The sequence below is a fragment of the Nocardioides sp. YR527 genome, assembly GCF_900101045.1.
GTDB lineage: Bacteria > Actinomycetota > Actinomycetes > Propionibacteriales > Nocardioidaceae > Nocardioides.
In genome coordinates this window covers 471,935-495,985 of record NZ_FNFN01000001.1, presented here as the reverse complement: position 1 = coordinate 495,985, position 24,051 = coordinate 471,935, and the positions used below count along the sequence as shown (strand labels likewise).

At 69.7% G+C, this 24,051-nt stretch carries 24 protein-coding genes; 15 read left to right on the top strand and 9 right to left on the bottom strand.

Annotated features, from left to right (window positions below; all coding sequences use genetic code 11):
- Nucleotides 1–28 precede the first annotated feature (28 nt).
- Together BLT25_RS02370 and BLT25_RS02365 are read right to left on the bottom strand one after the other, a co-directional pair.
- Nucleotides 29–970: a phosphate/phosphite/phosphonate ABC transporter substrate-binding protein gene (locus tag BLT25_RS02370; RefSeq protein WP_091041469.1), complete on the bottom strand. Its 942-nt coding sequence runs from the start codon at nucleotides 968–970 to the stop codon at nucleotides 29–31.
- 18 nt (nucleotides 971–988) lie between these two features.
- Nucleotides 989–2,146, bottom strand: coding sequence for a TIGR03364 family FAD-dependent oxidoreductase (locus tag BLT25_RS02365; protein ID WP_091041465.1), 1,158 nt, complete (start codon nucleotides 2,144–2,146; stop codon nucleotides 989–991).
- A 168-nt stretch (nucleotides 2,147–2,314) separates the two neighbouring features.
- On the opposite strand from BLT25_RS02365, the gene BLT25_RS02360 reads away from it, so the two are divergent.
- The 3 genes from BLT25_RS02360 to BLT25_RS02350 are packed head-to-tail and all read left to right on the top strand — an operon-like array spanning nucleotide 2,315 to nucleotide 4,010.
- The gene (locus BLT25_RS02360) at nucleotides 2,315–3,073 is read left to right on the top strand and encodes a GntR family transcriptional regulator (protein WP_091041463.1); all 759 of its coding nucleotides are present in this window, start codon (nucleotides 2,315–2,317) and stop codon (nucleotides 3,071–3,073) included.
- Entirely contained in the window at nucleotides 3,070–3,753 is a 684-nt protein-coding gene (locus tag BLT25_RS02355) for a phosphonatase-like hydrolase (RefSeq protein ID WP_091041461.1), read from the top strand. The genes BLT25_RS02360 and BLT25_RS02355 overlap by 4 nt, the downstream gene beginning before the upstream one ends.
- 47 nt (nucleotides 3,754–3,800) lie before the next feature.
- The gene (locus BLT25_RS02350; RefSeq protein WP_091041458.1) at nucleotides 3,801–4,010 is read left to right on the top strand and encodes a hypothetical protein; all 210 of its coding nucleotides are present in this window, start codon (nucleotides 3,801–3,803) and stop codon (nucleotides 4,008–4,010) included.
- Nucleotides 4,011–4,020: 10 nt separating this feature from the next.
- Here BLT25_RS02350 and BLT25_RS02345 read toward each other — a convergent pair whose 3' ends face one another.
- Nucleotides 4,021–5,250, bottom strand: a complete 1,230-nt coding sequence (locus BLT25_RS02345) for a PucR family transcriptional regulator (protein ID WP_256328409.1) — start codon at nucleotides 5,248–5,250, stop codon at nucleotides 4,021–4,023.
- A gap of 149 nt (nucleotides 5,251–5,399) precedes the next feature.
- On the opposite strand from BLT25_RS02345, the gene BLT25_RS02340 reads away from it, so the two are divergent.
- The 4 genes from BLT25_RS02340 (at nucleotide 5,400) to BLT25_RS02325 (ending at nucleotide 11,208) form a co-directional block, all read left to right on the top strand.
- On the top strand, nucleotides 5,400–6,719 hold the full coding sequence (locus BLT25_RS02340) for an MFS transporter (RefSeq protein ID WP_218131211.1): 1,320 nt from the start codon (nucleotides 5,400–5,402) through the stop codon (nucleotides 6,717–6,719).
- Complete coding sequence (locus tag BLT25_RS02335) at nucleotides 6,716–8,206, top strand: long-chain-fatty-acid--CoA ligase (protein ID WP_091041456.1); 1,491 nt, start codon at nucleotides 6,716–6,718, stop codon at nucleotides 8,204–8,206. The genes BLT25_RS02340 and BLT25_RS02335 overlap by 4 nt, the downstream gene beginning before the upstream one ends.
- A 179-nt stretch (nucleotides 8,207–8,385) precedes the next feature.
- Nucleotides 8,386–10,707, top strand: a complete 2,322-nt coding sequence (locus tag BLT25_RS02330; RefSeq protein WP_091041454.1) for a molybdopterin cofactor-binding domain-containing protein — start codon at nucleotides 8,386–8,388, stop codon at nucleotides 10,705–10,707.
- Nucleotides 10,708–10,716: 9 nt separating this feature from the next.
- Nucleotides 10,717–11,208: a (2Fe-2S)-binding protein gene (locus BLT25_RS02325; RefSeq protein ID WP_091041451.1), complete on the top strand. Its 492-nt coding sequence runs from the start codon at nucleotides 10,717–10,719 to the stop codon at nucleotides 11,206–11,208.
- A 6-nt stretch (nucleotides 11,209–11,214) separates the two neighbouring features.
- Here the strand turns inward: BLT25_RS02325 and BLT25_RS02320 are convergent, their stop codons facing one another.
- Nucleotides 11,215–11,520, bottom strand: a complete 306-nt coding sequence (locus BLT25_RS02320; protein ID WP_091041448.1) for a thiamine-binding protein — start codon at nucleotides 11,518–11,520, stop codon at nucleotides 11,215–11,217.
- Between the two features lie 88 nt (nucleotides 11,521–11,608).
- Here BLT25_RS02320 and BLT25_RS02315 point away from each other — a divergent pair, with 88 nt between their 5' ends.
- Together BLT25_RS02315 and BLT25_RS02310 are read left to right on the top strand one after the other, a co-directional pair.
- Nucleotides 11,609–11,836, top strand: coding sequence for a hypothetical protein (locus BLT25_RS02315; RefSeq protein ID WP_091041446.1), 228 nt, complete (start codon nucleotides 11,609–11,611; stop codon nucleotides 11,834–11,836).
- Nucleotides 11,833–12,519, top strand: coding sequence for a hypothetical protein (locus BLT25_RS02310; protein WP_091041443.1), 687 nt, complete (start codon nucleotides 11,833–11,835; stop codon nucleotides 12,517–12,519). Before BLT25_RS02315 ends, BLT25_RS02310 begins: the two co-directional genes overlap by 4 nt.
- Nucleotides 12,520–12,620: 101 nt before the next feature.
- Here the strand turns inward: BLT25_RS02310 and BLT25_RS02305 are convergent, their stop codons facing one another.
- Both BLT25_RS02305 and acnA read right to left on the bottom strand, forming a co-directional pair.
- The gene (locus BLT25_RS02305; protein ID WP_143033616.1) at nucleotides 12,621–13,751 is read right to left on the bottom strand and encodes a hypothetical protein; all 1,131 of its coding nucleotides are present in this window, start codon (nucleotides 13,749–13,751) and stop codon (nucleotides 12,621–12,623) included.
- Between the two features lie 158 nt (nucleotides 13,752–13,909).
- A complete protein-coding gene (gene acnA, locus BLT25_RS02300) occupies nucleotides 13,910–16,612 on the bottom strand; it encodes an aconitate hydratase AcnA (RefSeq protein WP_091042402.1) in 2,703 nt (900 codons plus the stop codon).
- Nucleotides 16,613–16,866: 254 nt separating this feature from the next.
- Between acnA and BLT25_RS02295 the strand changes: the two genes are divergently transcribed.
- Together BLT25_RS02295 and BLT25_RS02290 are read left to right on the top strand one after the other, a co-directional pair.
- Complete coding sequence (locus BLT25_RS02295; protein WP_091041437.1) at nucleotides 16,867–17,238, top strand: hypothetical protein; 372 nt, start codon at nucleotides 16,867–16,869, stop codon at nucleotides 17,236–17,238.
- Entirely contained in the window at nucleotides 17,225–17,647 is a 423-nt protein-coding gene (locus BLT25_RS02290; RefSeq protein ID WP_091041434.1) for a hypothetical protein, read from the top strand. Before BLT25_RS02295 ends, BLT25_RS02290 begins: the two co-directional genes overlap by 14 nt.
- A 7-nt stretch (nucleotides 17,648–17,654) precedes the next feature.
- On the opposite strand, the gene BLT25_RS02285 is transcribed toward BLT25_RS02290, so the two are convergent.
- Nucleotides 17,655–18,584 carry a helix-turn-helix domain-containing protein gene (locus BLT25_RS02285; RefSeq protein WP_176883546.1) on the bottom strand — a complete coding sequence of 310 codons (930 nt, stop codon included), beginning with the start codon at nucleotides 18,582–18,584 and terminating at the stop codon, nucleotides 17,655–17,657.
- A 215-nt stretch (nucleotides 18,585–18,799) separates the two neighbouring features.
- Here BLT25_RS02285 and BLT25_RS02280 point away from each other — a divergent pair, with 215 nt between their 5' ends.
- Genes BLT25_RS02280 through BLT25_RS02270 form a run of 3 tightly spaced genes read left to right on the top strand, consistent with a single transcriptional unit; the run spans nucleotide 18,800 to nucleotide 21,367 of the window.
- The gene (locus BLT25_RS02280; RefSeq protein WP_091041429.1) at nucleotides 18,800–19,663 is read left to right on the top strand and encodes an alpha/beta fold hydrolase; all 864 of its coding nucleotides are present in this window, start codon (nucleotides 18,800–18,802) and stop codon (nucleotides 19,661–19,663) included.
- 8 nt (nucleotides 19,664–19,671) lie between these two features.
- Nucleotides 19,672–20,535: an alpha/beta fold hydrolase gene (locus BLT25_RS02275; protein WP_091041427.1), complete on the top strand. Its 864-nt coding sequence runs from the start codon at nucleotides 19,672–19,674 to the stop codon at nucleotides 20,533–20,535.
- Entirely contained in the window at nucleotides 20,528–21,367 is an 840-nt protein-coding gene (locus BLT25_RS02270; protein WP_091041425.1) for an alpha/beta hydrolase, read from the top strand. Before BLT25_RS02275 ends, BLT25_RS02270 begins: the two co-directional genes overlap by 8 nt.
- Here the strand turns inward: BLT25_RS02270 and BLT25_RS02265 are convergent.
- Entirely contained in the window at nucleotides 21,357–22,178 is an 822-nt protein-coding gene (locus BLT25_RS02265) for an arylamine N-acetyltransferase family protein (protein WP_091041422.1), read from the bottom strand. The genes BLT25_RS02270 and BLT25_RS02265 overlap by 11 nt on opposite strands.
- Nucleotides 22,179–22,219: 41 nt before the next feature.
- Nucleotides 22,220–23,113 (bottom strand): AraC family transcriptional regulator, encoded by an 894-nt coding sequence (locus tag BLT25_RS02260; RefSeq protein WP_091041419.1) that lies wholly within the window; start codon nucleotides 23,111–23,113, stop codon nucleotides 22,220–22,222.
- Nucleotides 23,114–23,257: 144 nt separating this feature from the next.
- Between BLT25_RS02260 and BLT25_RS02255 the strand changes: the two genes are divergently transcribed.
- Nucleotides 23,258–24,040: an SDR family NAD(P)-dependent oxidoreductase gene (locus BLT25_RS02255; RefSeq protein WP_091041418.1), complete on the top strand. Its 783-nt coding sequence runs from the start codon at nucleotides 23,258–23,260 to the stop codon at nucleotides 24,038–24,040.
- Nucleotides 24,041–24,051 lie beyond the last annotated feature (11 nt).

Genomic DNA, 24,051 nt, shown 5'->3' with positions numbered 1-24,051 from the left:
CGCCCCATGGTTCGCTCGCTGCGCTCGCTCACAGGTCGTCCGTGGTCAGGTCGAGGGCCTCGGCGAGCTCGGAGACCGGCTGGTAGTCCTCCTCGGTGACCGCCACCAGCGCCGGCTTGCCGGCGGGCGGGGTGAAGTCGAGGTACTCGCCGATCTCGGCGACAGCGTCGGCGGGCAGGTTCACGAGCGCCTCCTGGACGGCCGCGGACACCTCCGGCGCCATGTTCGGACCCGCGGCGATCGGGTCGTTGAGGATCGGCTCGGACGTCCAGACCTGGCGGAAGGCGGACTCGTCGAACTGTCCCTCCGCGGTCGCCGAGGCGAGCGTCTGGCTGTTGATCTCGGCGGCGTCGACCTTGCCGTTGACCAGGGCCAGCAGCGCCTCGGTGTGGCCACCGGCGTACTCGGCCTTGACGTCCTTCTCGATCCCGGCGTCGATGAGCGCCTTACGGGGCACCGCGTCACCGGAGGTGGAGCCGGACTCGGACAGTGCCAGGGTCGTCCCCGCGAGGTCCTCGACGGACTCGATCGGCGAGTCCTTGGGCACCCAGATGCCGCCCGTGTAGGAGGAGACCTTGCCGTCCTCGCCCGCGAAGGAGGCCAGCGGCGTCGCGCCGGCCTGCTTCTGGGCGAAGACGTAGCCCAGCGGCCCGAACTGGCCGATGTCGAGCTTGCCGTTCTGCATGGCCAGGATCTCGGCGACGTACGTGTCGGAGATCTGCACCTCGACCTCGCAGCCGAGCTCTTCGCCGAGGGCCTTGCCCAGGGTCTCGTAGACGGGGATCAGGGTCTTGGGGTCCTCGAAGGGCTCGACGCCCATCGTCAGGGTGCCGTCGGGGCAGATCTGGTCGGGACCGACCTCGCCGCCGGCGGCAGCCTTCTGGGTCGTCGCCTCGCTGCCGCAGGCGGCCAGGGCGAGGGTCAAGGTGGCGGCGCCGGCAAGGGCGGTGAGGGAGCGCAGCGTGGACATGTTCGGTTTCTCCTGTGGTCAGAACAGCTGGTCGAGGACGGTGGGCGCGAGGCCCAGCGCTGTGGTCATGCCGATGCCCGAGGTCACCGAGACGACCCGGAGCCCCGGGAACGGCTCGCGGTCGAGGAAGTCGGTCCGCGGGGAGTCGGCGTAGACCCCTCGCCAGCGACGTCGGACGGTGAGCGGAGCCCCGAGCAGCCGCGCCCCTTCCCGCAGCACCAGCTCGGCGACGTACTCGTCGTCGAAGGGCAGGTGCGTGCGGTCGTAGTGGTGGGTGTCGCCCAGGACGATCGAGCCGGGTCTGCCGGCCGTCGCTGGGCGCTGGGTGAGCATGAGGTTCATGACGACGTCGAGGAGCTCGGGGCTGGTCGCCTCGATCTCCTGGCGCAGCCGGGTGGCCGCGGTGGTCTCGGCGAAGCCGCCGTAGCGCAGCATCGAGAGCCCGGTCAGCACCGCCGGCACGATCTCGACATCACCCGGAGGGGCGACCTCGAGCATCTGCAGCCGGCAGCGGCGTACGCCCTCCTCCTCGGCCACCAGCGGGAAGAGCCGGTCGACGTCATGGCCGGCGGCGTGGACGACGCGGGCGGAACGGATCGTTCCGCGGCTGGTGCGGACGTCGATCCCGCCCGCGGCCGGGTCGATGGCGCCGACGTGGGTCGACCAGCTGAACCGAACGCCCTCGGACTCCAGCCACGCGGCGATCGCGGGCAGAGCCTCGCGCGGGTCCACCCTCAGGTCCAGCGGCAGGTGCGCGCCGCCGAGTACGTCAGCGGCGGCCGGGGCGAACAGCGCGCGGGTGGCGCCTGCGTCCAGCAGCCGGGCCTGGTCGGTGCCGCGGGAGCGCGCGAACTCCTCGAGCACCGCCATCTCGGCCTCCGTGCGGGCGAGGACCACCGTGCCGGTCTCCCGGACCTCGAAGCCCGCCTTCGCGGCGAGGTCGAGCCAGCGCTCCCGGGCCGGGAGGGCGTAGGTGAGCGCCTGGCCCGACTGCACGGTGGTGCAGATGTGTCCGAAGTTGCGGATCGAGGCGCCGACGGCGCGCTCGTCACGTTCGATGACGTGGACCTTCAGGCCGCGCGCGAGCCCTTCGACAGCATGCGCGAGGCCGACGATCCCGGCACCGACGACGACGAGGTCGGCGGCACCGTCGGGGGTGGTCGTATGAGTTGGCACGGCCCGAACACTTCTGTCTCGCGGCGGCCTCGGTCAACCGTCCCGACGAACATGTACAGACAAGTTAACCGGTCGTTTTCCTGCGCAAGGTTTGATCCTCTGAGCGTTTTCCGGGCGTTCACGAAGCGCTTCATTACACTTGTCTGTTCAAGTTGTAACGTGCTGCCCATGAGTAGCCCGCTGCACGTCCAGGTCGCCGAGGCCATCCGCGCCCGGATCATCGGCGGCGAGCTGCCGACCGGCGCCCCGATCCCCTCCGAGGCACAGCTGTGCGAGCAGTTCGGCGCCTCCCGCGGCACGATCCGCACGGCACTGGCGAGCCTGCGCCGCGAGGGCCTGCTCAGCGGCGGCCAGGGACGTCCTCCGACCGTGCGCGACACCGCGCTCGGTCAGCCCTTCGAGCAGCTGATCTCGTTCAGCGCATGGGTGCGGCAGATCGGACGCACCCCGGGCCAGCGCACCATCGAGGTCGCCCGGCGCGGCGCCACCGCGACCGCCGCCGAGGCGCTCGGCATCGACGAGGGCGACCCCGTCGTCGACGTGCTCCGGCTCCGCCTGCTCGACGGCCAGCCCGCGATGCTCGAGCGCAGCACGTTCGTCGAACGCGTCGGACGGCTGCTGTTCGACTTCGACCCCGACACCGGCTCGCTCTACGGATACCTGACCGCGGCCGGCATCGACCTGCACGCGGCCCGGCACACCATGGACGCGGTCGCGGCCGACGAGACCGACGCCGACCTGCTCGACATCTCGATCGGCAGCCCGCTGCTGCGCGAACGCCGACGGGCGACCGCCGCCGACGGCACCCCGCTGGAGTACGCCGACGACCGCTACCGGCCCGACCGCGTCACGTTCACCATCGACAACACCCGCCCGTCCGCGGCGGGGATCCGCACCGACGTACGCATCCTCAAGGAGATCTCGTGAGCTTCGATCTTGCCGCCCTCGACATGGCCGGCACCACCGTCGACGAGGGTGGGCTGGTCTACGACGTGCTCGAGTCGACCGTCGCCGACGCCGCGGGTGAGCCGGTCCCCCACGACCTGCTGCTGGCCTGGAAGGGCACCTCGAAGTGGGAGGCGATCCAGGGGCTGCTGCGCGGACTCGGCCAGGACCCGGACACCGCCCAGGTCGACAAGATCTTCGACGGCTTCGGCGAGCGCCTCGTCACCGCCTACCGGGAGACCCCGCCGCGGCCGTTCCCGGGTGTGCCCGAGATGTTCGCGACGCTGCGCTCGCGAGGGGTGAAGGTCGCACTGCAGACCGGCTACTCCACCGAGATCGCCGCCGCGATCCTCGACGGCCTCGGCTGGACCGTCGGCCCCGACCCCGATTCGACCGTGGATGCCCTCGTCACCTCCGACCTCGTCCCCGCCAGCCGTCCCGCCCCCTACCTCGTCTTCCGCTGCATGGAGGCCACCGGCGTCACCGACGTACGCCGTGTGCTGGTCGCCGGTGACACCCCCAACGACCTCGGTGCCGGCACCAACGCCGGGGCCGGCTTCGTCGTCGGCGTCGCCACCGGATCCTTCACCCACGACCGGCTCGCCACCGAGCCGCACACCCACCTCCTCCCCTCCACCGCAGACCTGCCGACACTCTTGTGAGACGTGGGTTCCTTGACTGGACACAAGCCAAGGCAAAGACTGGCTCCATGGCACTGACCAAGAAGCAGAAGGCGATCCTGACCACCAGCGCGCTCGTGGCCCAGGCGGCAGTCGCCCCGGTGATCCTGCGTGACCTGCAGACGCGCTCCGACGACGAGATCCGCGGGCCGCGGACGCTGTGGCGACTGTGGGGAAGCACCAATCTGCTCGGCGCGGCGGTCTACTGGTTCTACGGCCGCAAGCCGGCATCCGCGTAGGGCGTGTCCCTCACGACACCCCGCGAGGCTTGGTGAGGAGCCGGATCGCGAAGATCAGCTCCTCGACGTCGGCGAACCGGCGCAGGTCGCAGCCGGTGCGCTCGGCGATCCGCTCGAGCCGGTAATAGGCGGTGTTGACGTGCATGTGCAGCCGCTCGGCGGCGAGCTTGGCGTTGAGGTCGCTGGCGACGTAGGCGAGCATCGTCTCGATCATCGCCCCGTCGCGCGCGAGGTCGTCGGTGACGAACTGGCGCAGCTCGGGACGGATCAGCCGACGCACGGTGGGGTCCTCGCGCAGCACCAGGTAGTCGACCGTCGAGAGCATGGGCAGGGCCACCACGCCCGGCTCCCCTGCCAGGGAGTCACGGGCGATCCCCGCCTCGGCGTACGCCGCCGGGACCGACGCCCACCCGGGGTGGACGGTGCTGACACCGACCGCCAGGTCGATGCCCTGACGGGCGAGCTGGCGGTGCACCCGGCGTAGATCGGGCACCAGCGCCTGCACGTCGTCGGTGGCCACCGGCAGGATCCCGATCATCTGCTCCTGCTGGATCACCGCAACGCCCTCCTGGGCCGGGCCGAGCTCGGTGCGGATGATCCGGAGCGCTTCGCGCAGACTCTGGCCGACACGTAGCGGGCGCACCGGCACCGCGATGATCACGGCCGCCCGTCCGTCGCGCTCGAGCCCGCACGAGCGGGCGACCTCGAGCCGGGGCCCCGCGGGGACGTCGCGTCCGGCCAGGAGGTCCTCGACGAGGTCCCGCCGGATCCGGTCGCCTTCGGCGAGCTCGAGCTGCTGGGTGTTCAGATAGGCCTCGGCCGCGACCGTGCTGCCCACCTCGATCACCTGCATCACGTGCGAGGCCGTGGCCAGCGCCGCCTGACTGGTCTCCGGGTCGGGGGCGGCGATCTCGACGATGCGCTCCCACAACGCGACCTGACCGAGTCGGAACGCCTGCAGGAAGTCTGCGAGCGCGATGCCCTGGCGCACCCGGTTGGCCGCCTGGCCAGCGCTCAGGTGGAAGTCCTCACGGACCGCGTCGCGCCCCTCCTCGAGGGTGATGAGCACCGCCCGGAAGACCGCCTCGGCATGGCTGGCGACATCGCTGCGCAGGTTGGGGTCCGGGCTGGCCGCATAGGCCGGCACCTGCTCCCAGGTGCGCGTCAGGAAGACCTCGACGGTCCCCGGCAGGCCGTCTCGGACGCCGGCGACGATGCGCCTGATCGCATCGGTGCTCACCTGGATCCCCTCGTCCGAAGTTGTGGGCCGACCACAACGAGGTCTGTGGCTCGTTCTCGTGGTGTCGAGGCCGGTCGCGGCCGCACAGTGATGCCTGTCACACCCGACATCCTGCCCCACCAGGGCAGGACGGACGCAGAGGCAGGCATATGACCACAACGACCCAGACCCCGTCGATGTCACGGATCGCGATGGCATCGCTGGTCGGCACGACCATCGAGTTCTACGACTTCCTGATCTACGGCTACGCCGCCGCGCTGGTCTTCGCACCACTCTTCTTCCCCTCGCTGGGCACCGCCGCCGGCACCTGGGCATCCGTCGCGACGTTCGGTGTCGCCTTCGTCTTCCGCCCGCTGGGCGCCGTGGTGTTCGGGCACTTCGGCGACCGGCTGGGCCGCAAGCGCACCCTGGTGACGACGCTGCTCATGATGGGCGGAGCGACCTTCGCGATCGGCCTGATCCCGACGGCCGCCGCGATCGGCGCGGCGGCACCGCTGCTGCTGGTGCTCCTGCGGGCGACGCAGGGCACCGCCCTCGGCGGCGAGTGGGCAGGCGCGGCGCTGCTCACCTCCGAGTACGCGGCGGAGGGCAAGCGTGGGCGCTACAGCCTGTTCCCACAGCTCGGCCCCGGCCTCGGCGTGATCCTCGCCAGCGGGACCTTCCTGCTCACGATCCAGGTGATCGGCCTGGCGGCCTTCCAGCAGTGGGCCTGGCGGATGCCGTTCCTGGTCAGCATCGTGCTCATCGCGCTCGGCCTCTGGGTCCGGCTCAACATCGCCGAGACGCCGTCGTTCTCGAAGGTCACCGCCGCCCGGACCAAGGTGTCCTTCCCGTTCGCCGCCGCACTGCGCGACCAGTGGAGGCAGATCCTGCTCGGCGGCGGAATGCTGGCGATGACGTTCGGCGCCTTCTACCTCGCCGTGGTCTTCCTCGGCGGCATCGCCACCAGGCCGCCCGAGGAGAACGGGCTCGGTCTCACCCTCAACCAGATGCTGAGGGCCAACATGGTGGCCGGCCTCGTCCTCTGCCTCGCGGTGATCGGGTCCGCCCTGCTCTCCGACCGGGTCGGGCGACGAGCCGTGCTGATGAGCGGGACGGTCTTCGGCCTGGTCGCCGGCCCGGTGGCGTTCGCGATCCTGACCCCCGGCGACGCCGCCTCGTTCACCCTGGCGATGGCGGTCCTGATGATCGCGATCGGCATCCCCTACGGGCCGGCCGCGGCGTACCTTCCTGAGCTGTTCCGGGCGGAGTACCGCTACACCGGGGCCGGGATGGCCTACAACCTGGCCGGGATCATCGGCGGCGCACTGCCGCTCGTGATCGGAGGTGCGCTGCTGGAGCGTTGGGGCACCAGCGGCCTAGCCGGCTTCGTGACGGTCCTGGCCGTGCTCAGCACCGCGTGCCTCCTCGCCCTGCGCGAGACCCGCGGCCAGGTCCTCGACGCCGAACCCGCAGGAGTCCTGCGGTGAACCTCTCCCACCACCTGATCGACGCGGCACAGCGGCATCCAGACCGTCCGGCCGTACGCCTCGACGACGACGTCCTCGACTACACCGCCCTCCTGACGCAGGCCTCAGCGGTCGCCCGATGGCTGCACGCTGAAGGCCTGGAGCCGGGCGACCGGGTCGGCCTTGTCCTGCCCAACGTCCCGGCCTGGACGGTGCACTTCTACGGGGCGCTCCTCGCCGGCGGCGTCGTGGTGCCGATGAACCCGCTGCTCAAGGCCAGGGAGATCGAGTTCTACCTCGAGGACTCCGGCGCCCGCTTCCTGTTCGTCGGCGAAGACCTGAAGGACGAGGCGTACGCCGCAGCGGCTTCCCACGGGGTGAGGGCGGTGACCGTCGCCCCCGGGACCACCCACCTCCCGGCAGCGGAGACGACGAGCCGGCCCGTGCCACGTGGGCCCTCCGACACGGCGGTGATCCTCTACACCTCCGGCACCACCGGCCGCCCGAAGGGCGCCGAGCTGACCCACGACAACCTCGGCGGCAACGCCGCGCTCACCCGCGACACGCTCGTCGAGATCGGGCCCGAGGACGTGGTGATGGGGTGTCTGCCGCTCTTCCACGTCTTCGGCCTCACCTGTGGCCTGAACGCCGCCGTCCAGGCCGGCGCCTGCCTGACCCTCATCCCGCGCTTCGACGCCACCGCCGCACTCGAGGTGATCGGCAGGGACAGGGTCACCGTCTTCGAGGGCGTCCCGACGATGTACGCCGGCATGCTCCACGCCGCCGACGGCGGCTCCTACGACGTGTCCAGCCTGCGCACCTGCATCTGCGGCGGCGCACCGCTGCCGGTCGAGCTGCTCCACGAGTTCGAGGAGACGTTCGGCTGCACGATCCTCGAGGGCTACGGCCTCTCCGAGAGCTCGCCGGTGGCCTGCTTCAACCACCCGCACATCGAACGCAAGGCAGGATCGATCGGGGTCCCGGTCCGCGAGGTGCAGCTCAGGCTGGTCGCCGACGACGGCAGCGAGACCGCTCCGGGCGAGGTCGGGGAGATCCTGATCAAGGGTCCCAACGTGATGAAGGGCTACTGGCAGCTGCCCGAGGTGACCGCCGAGACGATCGTCGACGGCTGGCTGAGGACCGGCGACCTCGGCCGGTGCGACGAGGACGGCTACTACTACGTCGTCGACCGGAAGAAGTCGCTGATCATCCGCGGCGGCTACAACGTCTACCCGCGCGAGATCGAGGAGGTCGTCTACGAGCACCCGGCAGTGCTCGAAGCCGCCGTGATCGGCGTTCCGCATCCTGACCTCGGTGAGGAGGTGGCGGCCGCGGTCTCGCTCAGAGCCGGAGCGACGGCCTCGGCGCAGGAGATCCGCGCCTTCGTGAAGGAGCGGGTCGCGGCGTACAAGTACCCGCGTCACGTCTGGATCATGCCCGAGCTACCCAAGGGCCCGACCGGCAAGATCCTGCGCCGCGAGATCGATCCACCGACCGTTCTGATATGACCTCGAAATTGGATACCCAGGCCGGCATCCGAACCCATTTATAGCCCGTCACCAGCCGATTTATAGCGAACTCACACATTTCCCGACGCGCCCTTCCCAAACGCGCCAAGGCTGCTGAATGGTGCTATGTGTCGTGGGTCACAAATATCTCGGCCTGCCCAACCAGGAGTGAGCACACCATGGAGAACCACCCCACTGAGGGCCCGTCTCGGGTCTCCAGACGTTCGTTCGTCGGATACGTCATCGGCGGCGCGACCCTGATCGCCGCCGCCGACCTGGGCCTGGCACCGTCCGCGGCCCAAGCGGTGCCGATCCCGTCGGTGCCCCAGGTCCCCGAGCTCTACGACCTCAACGACTTCCTGAGCCACTGCGCGATGCCGACCTCGAACCTGATCGCGATCGAGGTCGACGAGAAGGGGCACGCCCACTTCGCGCTGCCGCGGATGGAGGTCGGCCAGGGCATCACCACCGCGGTGTCCATGCTGATCGCCGAGGAGCTCGACCTCCCGGTCGACCACGTGCACGTCACGCTGGCACCGGCCCGCCCCGAGCTGCTCTTCAACCAGCTGACCGGCGGCTCCAACACGATCATCTCGATGTACACACCGGTCCGCGTCGCCGCCGCCATCGCCCGCAAGGCGCTGCTCGAGGCAGCCGCGATCCTGCTCGGTGGCACGGTGGCGCAGCTGGTCTCCAAGGGTGGCGTGATCAGTGCCCCGGACGGGTCCTCGGTGACCTACGGAGAGGCCGCCGCGAAGGCAGCGAAGCCGACGACCGAGAAGGTCGAGGTCGAGCTGAAGGAGACCTCCCAGCACGCCGTCGTCGGGAAGCCTCACCGGCGCGTCGACGCGCGCGAGGCCGTGACCGGCAAGAAGAAGTTCGCGATGGACCTCGATGTCCCCGACGCGCTGCCCACGATGGTCTGCCGCGCGCCCGAGCTCAACGGCACCGCCGTCGAGATCAAGAACAAGGGCGACGTCGAGACGATGCCCGGCGTCACTCACGTCGCGATCATCCCCACCGGCGTGGCGGTCCGGGCCAAGACGTTCGGGCAGTGCATCGACGCCGTTCGTGCCCTGGACGTCACCTGGAACTCCGGCACCGTGACCACGATGTCGGCCAAGGACATCCGGGCCGAGCTCAAGGCAGGGCAGATCCCGCTCGCGGTGCCGAAGATCGGCGCCACCTCGGTCGAGGGCGAGTTCACCTTCCACTTCCGCAGCGGCTCGGCCCTCGAGCCCAACTGCGCCGTCGCCGACGTACGCGAGGGGAAGGCCACCATCTGGGGCGGGCTCAAGTCGCCGATCACCGCCCAGGAGAAGATCGCGGCCGCTCTCGGCCTGCTGCCGACCGACGTGAAGGTCAACGTCGTCCAGGGCGGTGGCTCCTTCGGGCGCAAGCTGTTCTTCGACGCCGCTCTCGAGGCGGCCCACGCGTCGAAGGCGTTCGGAGCGCCGGTCAAGCTGATGTGGCACCGTGCCGACGAGCCGCGCCAGGGCCGGGTGCACCCGATGGCGGTCTCCCGGGTCCGGGCGACGGTGCTGGCCGGCAGCGTGCTCACCTTCGAGCAGCGCCACGCCAGCGTGGCCACCGACTTCACCCACGGTCTCGGGGAGCGGCTGACGGCGGAGGCGGCGGCGCTGCCGACCGGTCTGTCGAACCTGACCTTCTCGGAGTCGATCTTCCTGCTCGCCACCGAGATGCCCTACAACTTCGGGGTGGTCACCCAGCTGCTCAACGAGCCCAAGCCGGCCGTCGACCGGTTCAACACCAGCTCGGTGCGCAACATCTACTCCCCTGATGTCGCCACCGCCAGCGAGCTGATGGTCGACCAGCTCGCCAAGAAGCTGAAGCAGGACCCGGTCGCGTTCCGACGCAGGTATCTCAAGAGCGACGTCGTCAAGCGGGTGCTCGACCGTGCCGCCGAGCTCGGTGACTGGGGTCGTTCGATGCCTGCCGGCACTGCCCAGGGCATCGCCATCCACAAGGAGTACAAGGGCGCCACCGCCGTTCTCGTCGAGATCGACTGCCGTCCCGAGACGGTCAACCGCGAGGTGCGCGACGCAGTCACCGGACCTCGGATCACCAAGGCTCTCGTGGTCGCCGACGTCGGCCTGGTCATCAACCCGGCCGGGGTGAAGGCTCAGATGATGGGCGGCTTCTCCGACGGGATGTGCCAGGCGCTGACCTACAGCAACCACCTGGTCGGCGGTCAGTTCCTGGAGGCCAGCTGGGACAACTCGGCCTACACCAGGCAATGGAACACGCCGTTCGAGTTCGAGTGTGAGGTGATGGAGTCGCACGGCAGCCAGCCGGGCGGCGTCGGCGAGGCCGGTGTGGCCGCCTCGATGGCGGCCGTCGCCTGTGCCTACGCCCGCGCCACCGGCGAGATGCCCACGGAGTTCCCGATCAACTTCCACGAGCCGCTCCACTTCGAGCCCAAGTCCTTCATCCCGTCCGTCCCCGAGTCGCCGACCGACGGCCTCGCCTACACGTTCTGAGGTCCTGCGATGCCTTCTCACACCTTCCAGCTCAACGGCGAGACCGTCACCGTCGACGTCGAGGACGACGTCCGCATCCTGTGGGTCCTGCGCGACGTCCTCGGGGTCACCGGCCCGAAGTACGGCTGCGGCATCAACGTCTGCAAGGCCTGCACCTCGCACATCAACGGCAAGGCGTTCAACCCGTGCTCGGTGAAGGTCGCCGACATCGACGCCGACGACGAGATCACCACCATCGAGGGGCTCGCCGACACCGCTCCGGGCGACGGTCTGCACCCGATGCAGGAGGCCTGGCTCGAGCACGACGTCGCCCAGTGCGGCTACTGCCAGCCCGGCCAGATCATGACTGCGGTAGCCCTCGTCAACAAGGTCCGCAAGGAGGGCCGCGCCATCACCGAGGCCGACCTCGACACGATCCGCAACGTGTGCCGCTGCGGGACGTACTCCCGGATCAGGGAGGCCATCAAGACCGGACAGGACGCGATGGCCCGAGGTCTCTAGCCTCGGTCAGTCTCCGGAGAGCTCCTGCTCGATCCGCTCGACCTTCGCGGTGAGCTGGCCGGTGTAGCCAGGCCGGATGTCGGCCTTGAGCACCAGCCCGACCCGCGGAGAGACGGCGGCGACCGCGTCCACGCACTGCTTGATGACACCCATGACCTCGTCCCACTCCCCTTCCAGGTTGGTGAACATGGCATTGGTCTCGTTGGGCAGTCCGGAGTCGCGGACGATACGGATCGCCTCCGCGACGGACGCGGCCACCGAACCGTCGGGGTCGTCGGTCGTGGTCGGGGCGATCGAGAAGGCGACGAGCATGTCGACACCGTATCCAAACGCCTCCAGAGGCCGCATATAGTGGCGCCGCCGGGGGCCGAATGTGCCACAGCCGGCGGGAAGGAAGTCGATGAGTGAGGGACTCGACCGGCTCGCTGCCACGCTGCGCGTGCCGGCGACACGGCTCGCGCCGCTGGAGGCGTACGACGACCAGCAGCTGGGCCGGTTCGACGATCTGGTCCAGGGCGCGATGACCGCGGAGGACAAGGCGTTCGACGCCTCTCTCGACGAGGCCCTGAAGCTGGTGCCGAAGATGCTGCGCGGAGTCGTCCAGAAGATGCTCGGAGGTAGTCGATGACCGCGCTGACCAGCTCGCTGGAGATCACCAAGCTCGCCCACGAGATGCACGTGGACGAGTCCGAGCTCGCCTTCCTCGCCACCACCTCCCCCGACGATCTTCGCGACCTGCGCGGGATCGTCTCGCACGCGATGTTCAGCCGTCACGAGTCCCGGGTGAAGGGACTCGCCGCGGTCAGCAGGAAGCTCCCCGCGGCCGTCACCGCGAAGATCACCGAAATCGCGATGGGCCCCATGCTCAGCGCCCGGGTCGCGGCGGTGATGGACCCGGCCGACGCCGCGAAGCTGGCCGGCCACCTGAAGCCGGAGTTCCTCGCCGAGCTCTCGGTCCATCTCGACCCGAGCCGGGTCGAGGGCATCATCGCCAAGCTGGACAGTGCTCTGGTCGTCGAGGTCGGTCGCCGGCTGCTCGCCCAGGGTCACCTGATGGCACTGGCCCGCTTCACCGGCGTGGTCAGCCCGGCGACCTCGCTCGACGTCGTCGACGGCGCCTCGGGCGCCCAGATCCTCCAGCTCGCACTATTCATCGACGAGCCCTCCGTGGTCGACCCGATCCTCGCCGGCCTCCCCGACGAGACCGTCGCCGAGATCGCCGCCGCGACGGCCGAGCAGGGCGAGGCCGCCGACGCTCTCCTCGCAGCGCTCCACGAGGACAGCCGCGCCAGGATCGCCTCACTGACCTGAGGCCGAGGCGTCACCCCCGTCGGCCGAGGCGTCACTCCCGTCGCTCGACTGGGCATGGCCGTGCCATGTCGACCGACGTACGTGACGCCTCGGCAGGCTGTTCAGTTCGCGCCCGCGCGACTTCTCCGCGCTCCGACGGCGAGCAGTGCCGTACCGACCAGCAGGATCGTGGCCAGTGACAGACTCGCCACGGCGAAAGGACCGTGGAACCACCCGGAGGCGCGCGGGGCGGGGCGGGGTACCGGTGGGACCGAGAGGAGTTCGCCGGCGAAGCTGATCGGGTCCGAAGACGTGTCGTCGATCCTGGTCAGGAGCTTCCGTCTACCGGTCTCGATCTCGGTGGCCACCAGACGCCGGGGAGCATCGTCCGCGGTCTGCGTCAGCGCGACCACCGAGCCCTCGTCACGCCAGCCCACGACGGCCACATAGTCCTCCGGACCTGGCACCCGCCGACTCTCCTCGCCCAGTCTGTTGTCCCACGACGAGACCAGGAGCGGACCGCGGTCGTGTCGGACACGTACCGCTCTGGTCGACGTGCCGTCGATGGCGACCCGATCGATGCTCCGCAGCGGCAGCTGCGCACCGCCCAACGGCCGCGGCAGACCGTCGCGGGGCGCGGGAGCGGGACGACGTACGTCCCAGACCCGGAAAGGCGCAGCCCGCAGGTCATCGGTGCGCGGCCGCAGGGACCCGAAGCGTCCGATGACAAGCCGATCGGAGTCGATCCACGCGACGCTCATCCCAGGCGTGATCGACAGCCGCACGACCTCGCCCGTCACCGTGTCGTAGACCCCGAGAGCACTGACGTCGTCACACGCCCACGGCACCCATGGCTTGGACACCCGATTGATCCAGAACGCCATCCGCCGTCCGTCCGGGGAGAGCTCGACGAAGCCGCAGCGATAGGTGTCCGGCTCCATCGGGATGTCGAGGAACGCGTATGTTCCGGTCTCCGCGGAGACGCCGACGACTCCCCGCTCGTAGAGCGGCCGGAAGAGTGGGAGTCCGCCGATCATCCGCCCCTTGTCGGCGGTCCAGGCGACCGCGAGGGGTCCGATCAGCCCGACCTCGTCCGTCCCGGGCAGATCGCGGTCGACGTCATGGAGCCGGGTCGGAAGTGCGCCGCCCGGCGGCACCACGGGATCATCCCCACCCGGCGTCGCACAGGCCGCCATCAGACCCAAGGCGGCGACGAGGCACAGCGCCACAGACGTACGAATCGGAGACCGCACTTTTCACAACCCCTTCGTCCGGCCCGATTCCGGTCAGCTCGACAAAGTCGGCTCAGAATGCCAGGGCGCGCGCCACGGCAGGGCACCTTCTGTTCACGATTCGGCAACGGCCCGTCGCCTCCCGAGGGAGACGACGGGCCGTAGGTGACCGCGAAGGATCAGGCGTTGACCAGGCTGCGCAGGACGTACTGCAGGATGCCGCCGTTGCGGTAGTAGTTGGCCTCACCGGGGGTGTCGATGCGGACGACCGCGTCGAACTCGACACCGGTGTCGGTGGTGACCTTGACCGTCTTGGGGGTGACCCCCTCGTTGAGCGCGGTGATGCCGGAGATCGAGAAGGTCTCCTCACCGGTCAGGCCGAGGCTGTCGGCGTTCTGGCCCGCGGGGAACTGCAGCGGGATGACGCCCATGCCGATGAGGTTGGAGCGGTGGATGCGCTCGAACGACTCGGTGATGACGGCCTTGACGCCCAGCAGCGAGGTGCCCTTGGCGGCCCAGTCGCGCGAGGAGCCGGAGCCGTACTCCTTGCCGCCGAGGACGACCAGCGGGGTGCCGGCCGCGGCGTAGTTCTGCGCCGCGTCGTAGACGAAGCTGACCGGAGCGTCGGGCTGGGTGAAGTCGCGGGTGTAACCACCCTCGGTGCCCGGGGCGACCTGGTTCTTGATCCGGATGTTGGCGAAGGTGCCGCGGATCATGATCTCGTGGTTGCCTCGGCGCGAGCCGTAGGAGTTGAAGTCACGCTGCTCGACACCGTGCTCGATGAGGTACTTGCCGGCGGGCGAGTCCTTCTTGATGTTGCCCGCGGGGCTGATGTGGTCGGTGGTGACCGAGTCGCCCAGCTTCAGCAGCACCCGCGCGCCCTCGATGTCGGTGACCGGCGAGGGAGCCTTGGCCATGCCGTCGAAGTAGGGAGCCTTGCGGACGTAGGTCGAGGACTCGTCCCAGGTGAAGGTGTCACCGGTCGGGGTCGGCAGGTTCTGCCAGCGCTCGTCGCCCGCGAAGACGTCGGCGTAGTCCTTGGTGAACATGTCGGAGTCGATCGCGGTGGCGATGGTCTCCTCGACCTCGGCCGGCGAGGGCCAGATGTCCTTGAGGAAGACGTCGTTGCCGTCGTGGTCCTTGCCGAGGGAGTCCTCGAGAAGGTTGACGTTCATGTTGCCGGCCAGGGCGTACGCGATGACCAGCGGCGGCGAGGCGAGGTAGTTCATCTTCACGTCGGGGTTGATGCGACCCTCGAAGTTGCGGTTGCCGGAGAGCACCGAGACGACCGCGAGGTCGTTGTCGTTCACCGCGGCGGAGACCTCGGGGATGATCGGGCCCGAGTTGCCGATGCAGGTCACGCAGCCGTAGCCGACGAGGTTGAAGCCGACCTTCTCCAGGTAGGGGGTCAGGCCCGACTTGTCGTAGTAGTTCGTGACGACCTTGGAGCCCGGCGCGAGGGTGGTCTTGACCCACGGCTTGCGGGTCAGGCCCTTCTCGACGGCCTTCTTCGCCAGCAGCGCGGCGCCGATCATGACCGACGGGTTGGAGGTGTTCGTGCAGGAGGTGATCGAGGCGATCGTGACCGCGCCGTTCTCCAGCTCGAACTCGGTGCCGTCGGCCAGCTTGACCGGGACCTTCGCGTCCTGCTTGGTGGTGTAGGTCGGCAGGTGACCCTCGAAGGAGGTCTTGGCGTCGGTGAGCTGGACGCGGTCCTGCGGGCGCTTCGGGCCGGCGATCGAGGGGACGATCGTGGAGAGGTCGAGCTCGAGCGTCTCGGAGTAGCGCGGCTCGGCGTCCGGGTCGTGCCAGAGGCCCTGCTCCTTGGAGTACTTCTCCACCAGCGCCAGCTGCTCCTCGGAGCGGCCGGTGAGCTTGAGGTAGTTGAGCGTCTCCTCGTCGACCGGGAAGATCGCGATGGTGGAGCCGAACTCGGGGCTCATGTTGCCGATCGTGGCGCGGTTGGCCAGCGGCAGCGCGGTCACGCCGGCGCCGTAGAACTCGACGAACTTGCCGACCACACCGTGCTTGCGCAGCATCTCGGTGATGGTGAGCACCAGGTCGGTGGCGGTCGAGCCCTCGGGCAGGTCGCCGTGGAGCTTGAAGCCGACCACACGCGGGATCAGCATGGAGACCGGCTGGCCGAGCAGCGCGGCCTCGGCCTCGATGCCGCCGACGCCGAAGCCGAGGACGCCCAGGCCGTTGACCATGGTGGTGTGGGAGTCGGTGCCGACGCAGGTGTCGGGGTAGGCCTGCAGCTCTGTCCCCCCAGATTCGGTAGAGACCTCACGGGTGAAGACGGTGCGGGCCAGGTGCTCGATGTTGACCTGGTGGACGATGCCGGTGCCCGGCGGGACGACCTTGAAGTCCTCGAAGGCGGTCTGGCCCCAGCGCAGGAACTGGTAGCGCTCGCGGTTGCGCTCGTACTCGATCTCGACGTTGCGCTCGAAGGCCTCGGGCGTGCCGAAGACCTCGGCGATCACGGAGTGGTCGATGACCATCTCGGCGGGCGAGAGCGGGTTGATCTTGGTCGGGTCGCCGCCGAGATCGGCCGCGGCCTCACGCAGGGTCGCCAGGTCGACGATGCAGGGCACGCCGGTGAAGTCCTGCATGATCACGCGCGCCGGCGTGTACTGGATCTCCTTGTCGGGCTCGGCGGTCTCGTCCCAGCCCGCCAGCGCCTTGATGTCGTCGGCGGTGATGTTCGCGCCGTCCTCGGTGCGCAGGAGGTTCTCCAGCAGCACCTTCAGCGAGAAGGGCAGCGACGCGACGTCGAGGCCCTCACCCTTGACCGCATCCAGGCGGAAGATCTCGTAGGACTTACCGTCCACGTCCAGGGTGCTCTTGGCACCGAAGCTGTCCTTGCTGGCCAACGCGTTCATCTCCTTGCTCGCGTCCACAGTGACGTACGAATTCAAGTCTTTGAGGCCCATCCTGCCCCGGCGACGTGCGCCGGGAAAACAAAGGCTCACCTAACCTTTTGCGACGGGCGAGCCCGTCGGTCTCTTGATATCAAGATACATGATGTCGAACGACATTTCGAATCAGCCCGGCGCGCCGCGTTGTGACCACCGCCGCTGACAGCGAACCTCGGATGTTCCATGATTGGCCCGAACCCGATGAACTGAGGAGAGCCTTGAGCACCCTGATCGCCGTCGTGGCCCTGGTGATCGCCGTGGCCGCCGCCGCGCTCGCGTGGCGCCTGCGGCGCGCCAACCAGGCGCTGCGTGCCGAGACCATCGGTCTGCTGTGGCGACTGGAGCAGGCCGACATCTCGGCCCCGCGCACCGCCTACGGCGAGCTTCCGCCTGAGGACCGGCTGCTGAGCATCCGCATCCTCAACCCGCTCGAGCTCGCCTCGGCCCAGACGAAGGCGGCCACGATGCTGCACAAGGTGCGGCCGGCACTGCTCTCCAAGATGGTCTACGACCAGGCCGCCGAGTCGCTGCGCGAGCGGCTGGCCGACGAGGGCGTCGTGGCCGAGGTCAAGGTCCATGCTGGTCGCTAGCCTCGCGCTTCTCGGCGCTCTCGGCTGCGCCGTCGTCGTCGGCCTCGCTTTCACCGAGCAGCGCCGACTGGAGCGGTCCCTGGAGGACGTACGCCTCGCGGACCTGAAGACGCGCACGTCCCTCGCCGAGGCCGAGCGCGCCGCAGACTGGCTCGGCCCCATCACCGACCCGATCACGGCGCCGTTCGCGGAGGCGACCCGGTCGGTGGCCGGCGCGCTGGCGCGGGTGGTTCCCTACTCCGGCCGGCGTGCGCCGCGCGTGCTCAACGCGATGCCGGCCACCACGACCGGCGAGCTGCTCGGCACGCTCGGCCCGCACCTGGACGAGGCCGTCCTGGACCGTCGGCAGCTGATCACCGACCTCTCCGAGGACCCGACGATCGCGATGCAGGTCGTCCGCGACGTCTAGGCAAGCGTCATCGGCTCATCTCGAGCCATTCGCTGGGCGACATCCCGTACGTGACTCGAAACCGGCGCGCGAAGTGGGAGACGCTCTTGAATCCCCACCGGTGCGCGACGCTGGTGACCGAGATACCGCTGGCGGAGGCGCGGGCGAGCTCCTCGTGCGCCCTGCCGAGCCGTTGCCGGATGATCCACTGCTCGAGGTGCAGGCCGGATCGTGCACACACCTTGTAGAGCTGGCGGACCGAGACGTGGTGTTCCGCGGCAATGCGGGACGCATCGAGGTCGGTCTCACCGAGGTGCTGGGAGACGTACGCCTGCACCCTCATCAGCAGAACGTCCTCGAGCACCTCGCGGTCGTCGCCGACAGCACTGGCCAGCAGAGCCCGCGTGAGAGCCAGCGTCGAGGTGCCCAGGGAGACCGCTGCCGCGGCGTTGAGGTCGTCCGCCACGCGGCGTACGCCGGCCAGATGGTGCCAGAACAGCGGCGCCAGCGGACTGGTGCCGATGAGCGCGAGCGCCGGAGCCACCATGCCCTCGGGCATGCCGAGAAGACTCAGCGGGACCTTGACGGTCAACGTCCGGGTGTCGGTCACGTGGTGGAGGTAGGGCTCGGTCACGAGCGTGGCCCAGACGGCAGCAGGCCCGACCGAGATGTCGTGACCGAGATGCTGGTGCAGACCCCGGCCCTCCAAGCCGCAGGTGACCAGCACGGCATCCTCCTCGGGGGCAGCGCTGCGCGGAGAGCGTCGCAGGGTGTGACCGGAGCAGCGGGTGTCGAAGAGGGCCACTCCCCCGACGTCCCACACGTCCATGGCCATGTGGAGGCGGTCGCCGGCGCGGTCGGGAGTCATGAACGTCGCGGACGCGGCACTGGTGATGGTCTCGGTGATCGCCGAGCGTCGCTCGCGCACCGGCACGGTGGCACTGTCGAAGACGAGCATGACAGCCTTCCGGAGGTGGGGAGGGGCTGACGGGAGCCCGAGGTGCCCGACGTGACGACGATATCCCGGAATCCGCGTCCCTGGGTGCACGGAGCATGCCCCTACGCGCCCGTTGTGGCCACGCCGGACCCGCATCGCGGCCGCCGGCCACAGGATCGAGGTCAGGCACCGATCGGGTGGTGTCGACGCAACGCATCCGACCCAAGGAGCACTCGATGTCACGACCTCACTCGCTGACCAGGACGGCCCGTGCGGCGGTACTGGCCCCGATCCTCGTCCTGCTGGCCGCTCTCCTGACCGGAGCGGCCCAGCCTCCGGTGGCGGGCACAGCTCTCCCGGCAGGGACATCGGCGGCCAAGCCGACCGTCGTCCTCGTCCACGGCGCCTTCGCCGACGCGTCGGGCTGGAACGATGTCGCCGCCCGCCTGGCCGCGAAGGGATTCCCCGTGGTGGCGCCGCCGAACCCACTGCGTGGGCTGACCTCCGACACCGCCTACCTGGAGACGTTCCTCTCCACCATCTCGGGGCCGATCGTGCTGGTCGGCCACTCCTACGGCGGCGCCGTGATCACCAACGCCGCCACCGGCGACCCCGATGTCAAGGCGCTCGTCTACGTCGCGGCGTACGCCTTGGACGAGGGGGAGAACGTCGCCGCGGCCAACGAGCTCGGCGGCGGGCACTCCGACCTGCTCGAGAACATCGTCGTCCGTCCCTACCCCGGCGCCCCGGAGGGCGACGGAGACGTCTATGTCGACCCCGCGGCGTTCCGCTCGATCTTCGCCCATGACCTGCCGCGCGCGCAGACCGTGGCGATGGCCGCCGGGCAGCGGCCCGCGACCTTCGGCGCGCTGGTCACGCCGTCGGCCGAGCCTGCCTGGCGGACGGTGCCGTCCTGGTATCTCATCGCCGGCGACGACCACCTCATCCCGCCGGTGGCCCAGGCCGCGATGGCCGAGCGCGCCGACGCTCGCACCCGAACCGTGGACAGCTCGCACGTCGCGATGATGAGCCACCCTCGGGCCACGACCGAGATGATCCTCCAGGCCGCCTACGCCACCAGCCGGTCCGGCCGGCCATGAGCACGGTGATGAACGCGATCATCACCGACGACGGCACCGAGATCCACTACCGCGACTGGGGCAGCGGCAGGCCCGTCGTGCTCTCGCACGGCTGGCCGCTCAACGCCGACAGCTGGGAGTCGCAGCAGCTGTTCCTGGCCGAGCACGGCTACCGGGCGATCGCGCACGACCGGCGTGGTCATGGCCGGTCCACCCAGACCTGGGTGGGCAACGACATGGACACCTACGCCGACGACCTGGAGTGCCTGATCTCCACCCTCGACCTGAATGAGGTGACCCTGGTCGGCTTCTCCACCGGAGGCGGAGAGGTGGTGCGCTACCTGGCCCGGCACGGGTCCGCCCGGGTGCGCCGGCTCGTCCTGGTCTCGGCCGTGCCGCCCTTCATGCTGCGTACGCCGGACAACCCCGAGGGCTTGCCGGCGGATGGCTTCGACGCGCTGCGCGCCGGCTCACGGGCCGACCGTTCCCAGCTCTACCGCGACCTCGCCGACGGTCCGTTCTTCGGCAACAACCGTGCGGGCGCCGCGGTCTCCCAGGGCGTACGCGACTCGTTCTGGCTCCAAGGGCTCCAGGCCGGTGCGCGGAACGCCTACGAGTGCATCGCGGCGTTCTCGGCGACCGACTTCCGTGACGACCTGGCCAGGATCGATGTACCGACCCTGGTCATCCACGGCGACGACGACCAGGTCGTCCCGCTCGCCGTGGGTGGCGCCCGGTCGGCCGAGCTGGTCGACGGCGCCGAGCTGGTCGTCTACCCCGGCGCCCCGCACGGCATCACCGACACCCACAAGGAGCGGCTCAACGCCGACCTGCTCCGCTTTCTCGACTCAACACCGACATCGCTCGACAGCCAAGGAGCAGACCATGCCTGAGCACCCGATCACCGAGCCCGACACCGTCGTCCTCGTCCACGGACTGTGGATGACCCCACGCAGCTGGGAGGGGTGGGTGGCGCACTACGAGGCCAAGGGACTCACCGTGGTCGCCCCCGCCTACCCCGGCTTCGAGATCGAGGTCGAGGCGCTGCGCCAGAACCCCGACATCATCGCGAACCTGACGGTGACCGAGACGGTCGACCACCTCGCGAAGGTCGTCGAGTCGCTCTCCGCCCCGCCGATCATCATGGGCCACTCCTTCGGCGGAACCCTGACGCAGCTGCTGCTCGCCCGCGGCCTCGGTGCCGCGGGGGTCGTCGTGGACTCGGCACCCACCGAGGGCGTACGGGTCAACCCGATCTCGCAGGCCCGCTCGCTGTTCCCGGCTCTGAAGAACCCCGCCAACCGGCACCGGGCGGTCGCGTTCACGCCCGAGGAGTTCCACTACGCCTTCACCAACACGCTCACCGAGGAGGAGTCGCTCGCGGCCTGGGAACGCTACGCGATCGGCGCTCCGGGCAACTGGGTGTGGGAGTACGGGCTGTTCGCCAACTTCAAGCCGGGCCACCAGGACACCTGGGTCGACTATGGCGCCGACCGGGCGCCGCTGCTGTTCATCGCCGGGGAGAAGGACCACATCATGCCGCCGTCGGTGAACCGGTCGAACGCCAAGCACTACGCCAAGTCGCCCGCGCTCACCGACTACCACGAGTTCCCGGGGCGCGATCATTGGATCTGTGCCGCTCCGGGGTGGGAGGAGGTGGCCGACCACGCCCTGGACTGGGCGCTCCGGAACGCGGCGCCGGTGACAGGCGCGGTCAGGAGCTGAGGCCCGCCAACCTCGCGCGCAGGCCGTCCCGCTCGTCGTCGGCGAGCGGGACCGCGAGCTCCTCGAGGTAGCCCATCACCTCGTCGAGCCCGATCTCACGGTGCTCGGTCTCCTCGCCCTCGCGGCGGATGGTGACGGTGTTGTGGGTCAGGCTGAGGTGTCGGTCCTCGAGGAGCCGGGTCGTGATCAGCCGGTGCCGGAAGTGCACCGTCGGGTGGGTGCTGGTGAAGTGATGGCCGATCGCGACGTCGCTGGGCACCACCAGCGCCTCGTCGTGGGTGTGCATCAGCTCCCAGCCGTCGCCCTTGGCCCGCTCCAGCGCCCAGCCGTGCTCGCCCCACCGCACCCGGTGGGTGATGCCCCGAACCTCGTCGACCGCGCCGTCGACCAGCGGGATCGGGCGCCAGACGCTCAGCCCGAACCCGGGATCGGCCAGCAGCCGCTCCCCGTCGAGATCGACGACGGCCACCAGATGCGTACGTCCCGCCGCGGTCGGGTCAGGACCGACCCGTGCCAGCCGCCGCTCGACGGCGAAGCCCAGCCTGTCCAGGACCGCCGCGAACAGCGTCCCGTGCTCGAAGCAGTAGCCGCCCCTCCCTCGGCCCACGAACTTCTGCTGCACATCGGGCAGGTCGACACCGGGGTGCTGGTCGAGCAGCACGTCGATGTTGTCGAAGGTGAAGGTACGCAGGTGGGCGTCGTAGATCTCCTCCAGCGCGTCTCGCGACGGGCCGGGCGGCTCGCTGACCCCGATCCGCTCCAGATACGCCGTCAGGTCGAGCCGGTCGGTCCCCCACAGGTCATCGCTCACAGGATGAATCTGTACCGGCATCTCGCCCTACCCGCAACGGACTATGCGTTCGCGCGCGCCGCACCCGCGTCGCCGACGTGAGCGCTCGGTGGCACCCCGTACTGACGCCGGTACTCCCTGCTGAACTGCGAGGCGCTCTGGTAGCCGACCGCGTGCGCGACCCCGGTGACGTCGCCCGCCCGCCCCGCGAGGATCACTCGCGCCTCCTGCAGGCGCAGCTGCTTCTGGAACCGGATCGGACTCATGCCCGTGACCGTGCGGAAGGTGCGGTGGAAGGCCGACTCGCTCATCCCCGCCATCCGCGCAAGCTCCGCGACCGAGACCGAGTCGGCCGGATTGTCCCGGATCCAGCGAACCGCCCGGCCGACGTCGTGGAGTCGGCTATCTGCCAGACCGAGCTGCCGCACCGTGGCGCCCTGCTCGCCCGTCATCAGCCGCCACAGGATCTCCCGCTCGACCAGCGGGGCCAGCACCTGGATGTCCCGGGGGCGGTCCAGCAGCCGCAGCATGCGGACCGCGGCGTCGATCAGGTCGTCGTCGGCCGTGCTCACGGCGAGCGCGGGCGCGGCCTCGGCCGAGCGGCGCCAGATGGGCTCGGCCCCAGGATCGAGCAACAGCTCGGCGATCACCGACGGCCGCAGCCGTAGGCCGAACCCGAGCGCGGGGTGCTGCACGCTCGCCTCCGTGTACTGACCTCTCACCGGGAGGTCCAGGGAGGTCACCAGGAACTCACCAGGTCCGTAGTCATGGATCCGGTCGCCGACGGTGAGGGTCTTGCGCCCCTGAGCGATCAGAGCGAACACCGTCCCGGACAGAGACACGGCCGACGGGTCACCGGGGCTGGTCACCATGGACACCAGGACGCCCTCCGCGGCGGTGCTCGACCCCCGTCGGGCGTGCCGAGCGATCAGGCTGCGCAACTGCTCCATCGACATGTGGACAGTGAACCAGGTGACATGCCGGTTCGCGCCCTGTCGAGCAGGATCGGGCAAGGAGTCAGGAGGATCTGTCTACCTCCGAGGCGCTCCGAACGGTTGTCTGGTTGAGAACACCTCCAACCGATCAGAGAGGCCGACCACATGTCTGCATCCTCAACACCCAACGTCCCCGTCGCCGTGGTCACCGGAGCCAGCTCCGGGATCGGGCGGGCCACCGCCACCGCGCTGGCCCGCCGCGGCTCCGGGGTCGTCGTGACGTACAACCGCAACCCGGACGGCGCCCACGAGGTCGTGCGCGAGATCGCCGATCTCGGCGGCACCGCGGTCGCCCTCGAGCTCGACATCGCCCGTCCCGAGTCCTTCTCCGCATTCCGTGACCAGGTCGGCGAGACGCTGTCCGAGCACTGGCGGACCGACCGCCTCACCGCGCTCGTCAACAACGCCGGCGTCGGCGGGGTCCCGTTGATGTTCGCCGACACCACCGAGGAGCAGTTCGACGCCTTCATGCAGGTCAACCTGCGCGGTCCCTACTTCCTCACGCAGGCGCTTCTGCCACTGCTCGCAGACGGCGGGGCGATCGTCAACGTCACCAGCAACGCGACGGGGGCCGGGCTGACAGCGGGCTACTCGGCGTACGCGATCTCGAAGGGCGGCATGGCCACCCTGACGCGGTATCTGGCCAAGGAGCTCAGCCCTCGCGGCATCCGGGTCAACGCCGTCTCCCCCGGCGTCACCCGAACCCGTCTGGGCGGCGACGCGTTCGCCAAGCATCCGGAGATGATCCCCGCGATCGCCGAGCACACGGCGCTCGGCCGGATCGGCGAGCCCGAGGACGTCGGGATGATGATCGCAGCGCTGGCCTCCGAGGAGGGACGGTGGGTGACCGCCCAGGAGATCGAGGTCTCCGGCGGCTACAACTTCTGACCGGCCCCGCC

Coding starts and splice junctions, on each gene's coding strand:
- BLT25_RS02370 (WP_091041469.1), bottom strand. CDS start 970: ATGTCCACGCTGCGCTCCCTCACCGCCCTTGCCGGCGCCGCCACCTTG.
- BLT25_RS02360 (WP_091041463.1), top strand. CDS start 2,315: ATGAGTAGCCCGCTGCACGTCCAGGTCGCCGAGGCCATCCGCGCCCGG.
- BLT25_RS02350 (WP_091041458.1), top strand. CDS start 3,801: ATGGCACTGACCAAGAAGCAGAAGGCGATCCTGACCACCAGCGCGCTC.
- BLT25_RS02340 (WP_218131211.1), top strand. CDS start 5,400: ATGACCACAACGACCCAGACCCCGTCGATGTCACGGATCGCGATGGCA.
- BLT25_RS02330 (WP_091041454.1), top strand. CDS start 8,386: ATGGAGAACCACCCCACTGAGGGCCCGTCTCGGGTCTCCAGACGTTCG.
- BLT25_RS02325 (WP_091041451.1), top strand. CDS start 10,717: ATGCCTTCTCACACCTTCCAGCTCAACGGCGAGACCGTCACCGTCGAC.
- BLT25_RS02320 (WP_091041448.1), bottom strand. CDS start 11,520: ATGCTCGTCGCCTTCTCGATCGCCCCGACCACGACCGACGACCCCGAC.
- BLT25_RS02315 (WP_091041446.1), top strand. CDS start 11,609: ATGAGTGAGGGACTCGACCGGCTCGCTGCCACGCTGCGCGTGCCGGCG.
- BLT25_RS02310 (WP_091041443.1), top strand. CDS start 11,833: ATGACCGCGCTGACCAGCTCGCTGGAGATCACCAAGCTCGCCCACGAG.
- acnA (WP_091042402.1), bottom strand. CDS start 16,612: ATGAACGCGTTGGCCAGCAAGGACAGCTTCGGTGCCAAGAGCACCCTG.
- BLT25_RS02290 (WP_091041434.1), top strand. CDS start 17,225: ATGCTGGTCGCTAGCCTCGCGCTTCTCGGCGCTCTCGGCTGCGCCGTC.
- BLT25_RS02285 (WP_176883546.1), bottom strand. CDS start 18,584: ATGCTCGTCTTCGACAGTGCCACCGTGCCGGTGCGCGAGCGACGCTCG.
- BLT25_RS02280 (WP_091041429.1), top strand. CDS start 18,800: ATGTCACGACCTCACTCGCTGACCAGGACGGCCCGTGCGGCGGTACTG.
- BLT25_RS02275 (WP_091041427.1), top strand. CDS start 19,672: ATGAACGCGATCATCACCGACGACGGCACCGAGATCCACTACCGCGAC.
- BLT25_RS02270 (WP_091041425.1), top strand. CDS start 20,528: ATGCCTGAGCACCCGATCACCGAGCCCGACACCGTCGTCCTCGTCCAC.
- BLT25_RS02260 (WP_091041419.1), bottom strand. CDS start 23,113: ATGTCGATGGAGCAGTTGCGCAGCCTGATCGCTCGGCACGCCCGACGG.
- BLT25_RS02255 (WP_091041418.1), top strand. CDS start 23,258: ATGTCTGCATCCTCAACACCCAACGTCCCCGTCGCCGTGGTCACCGGA.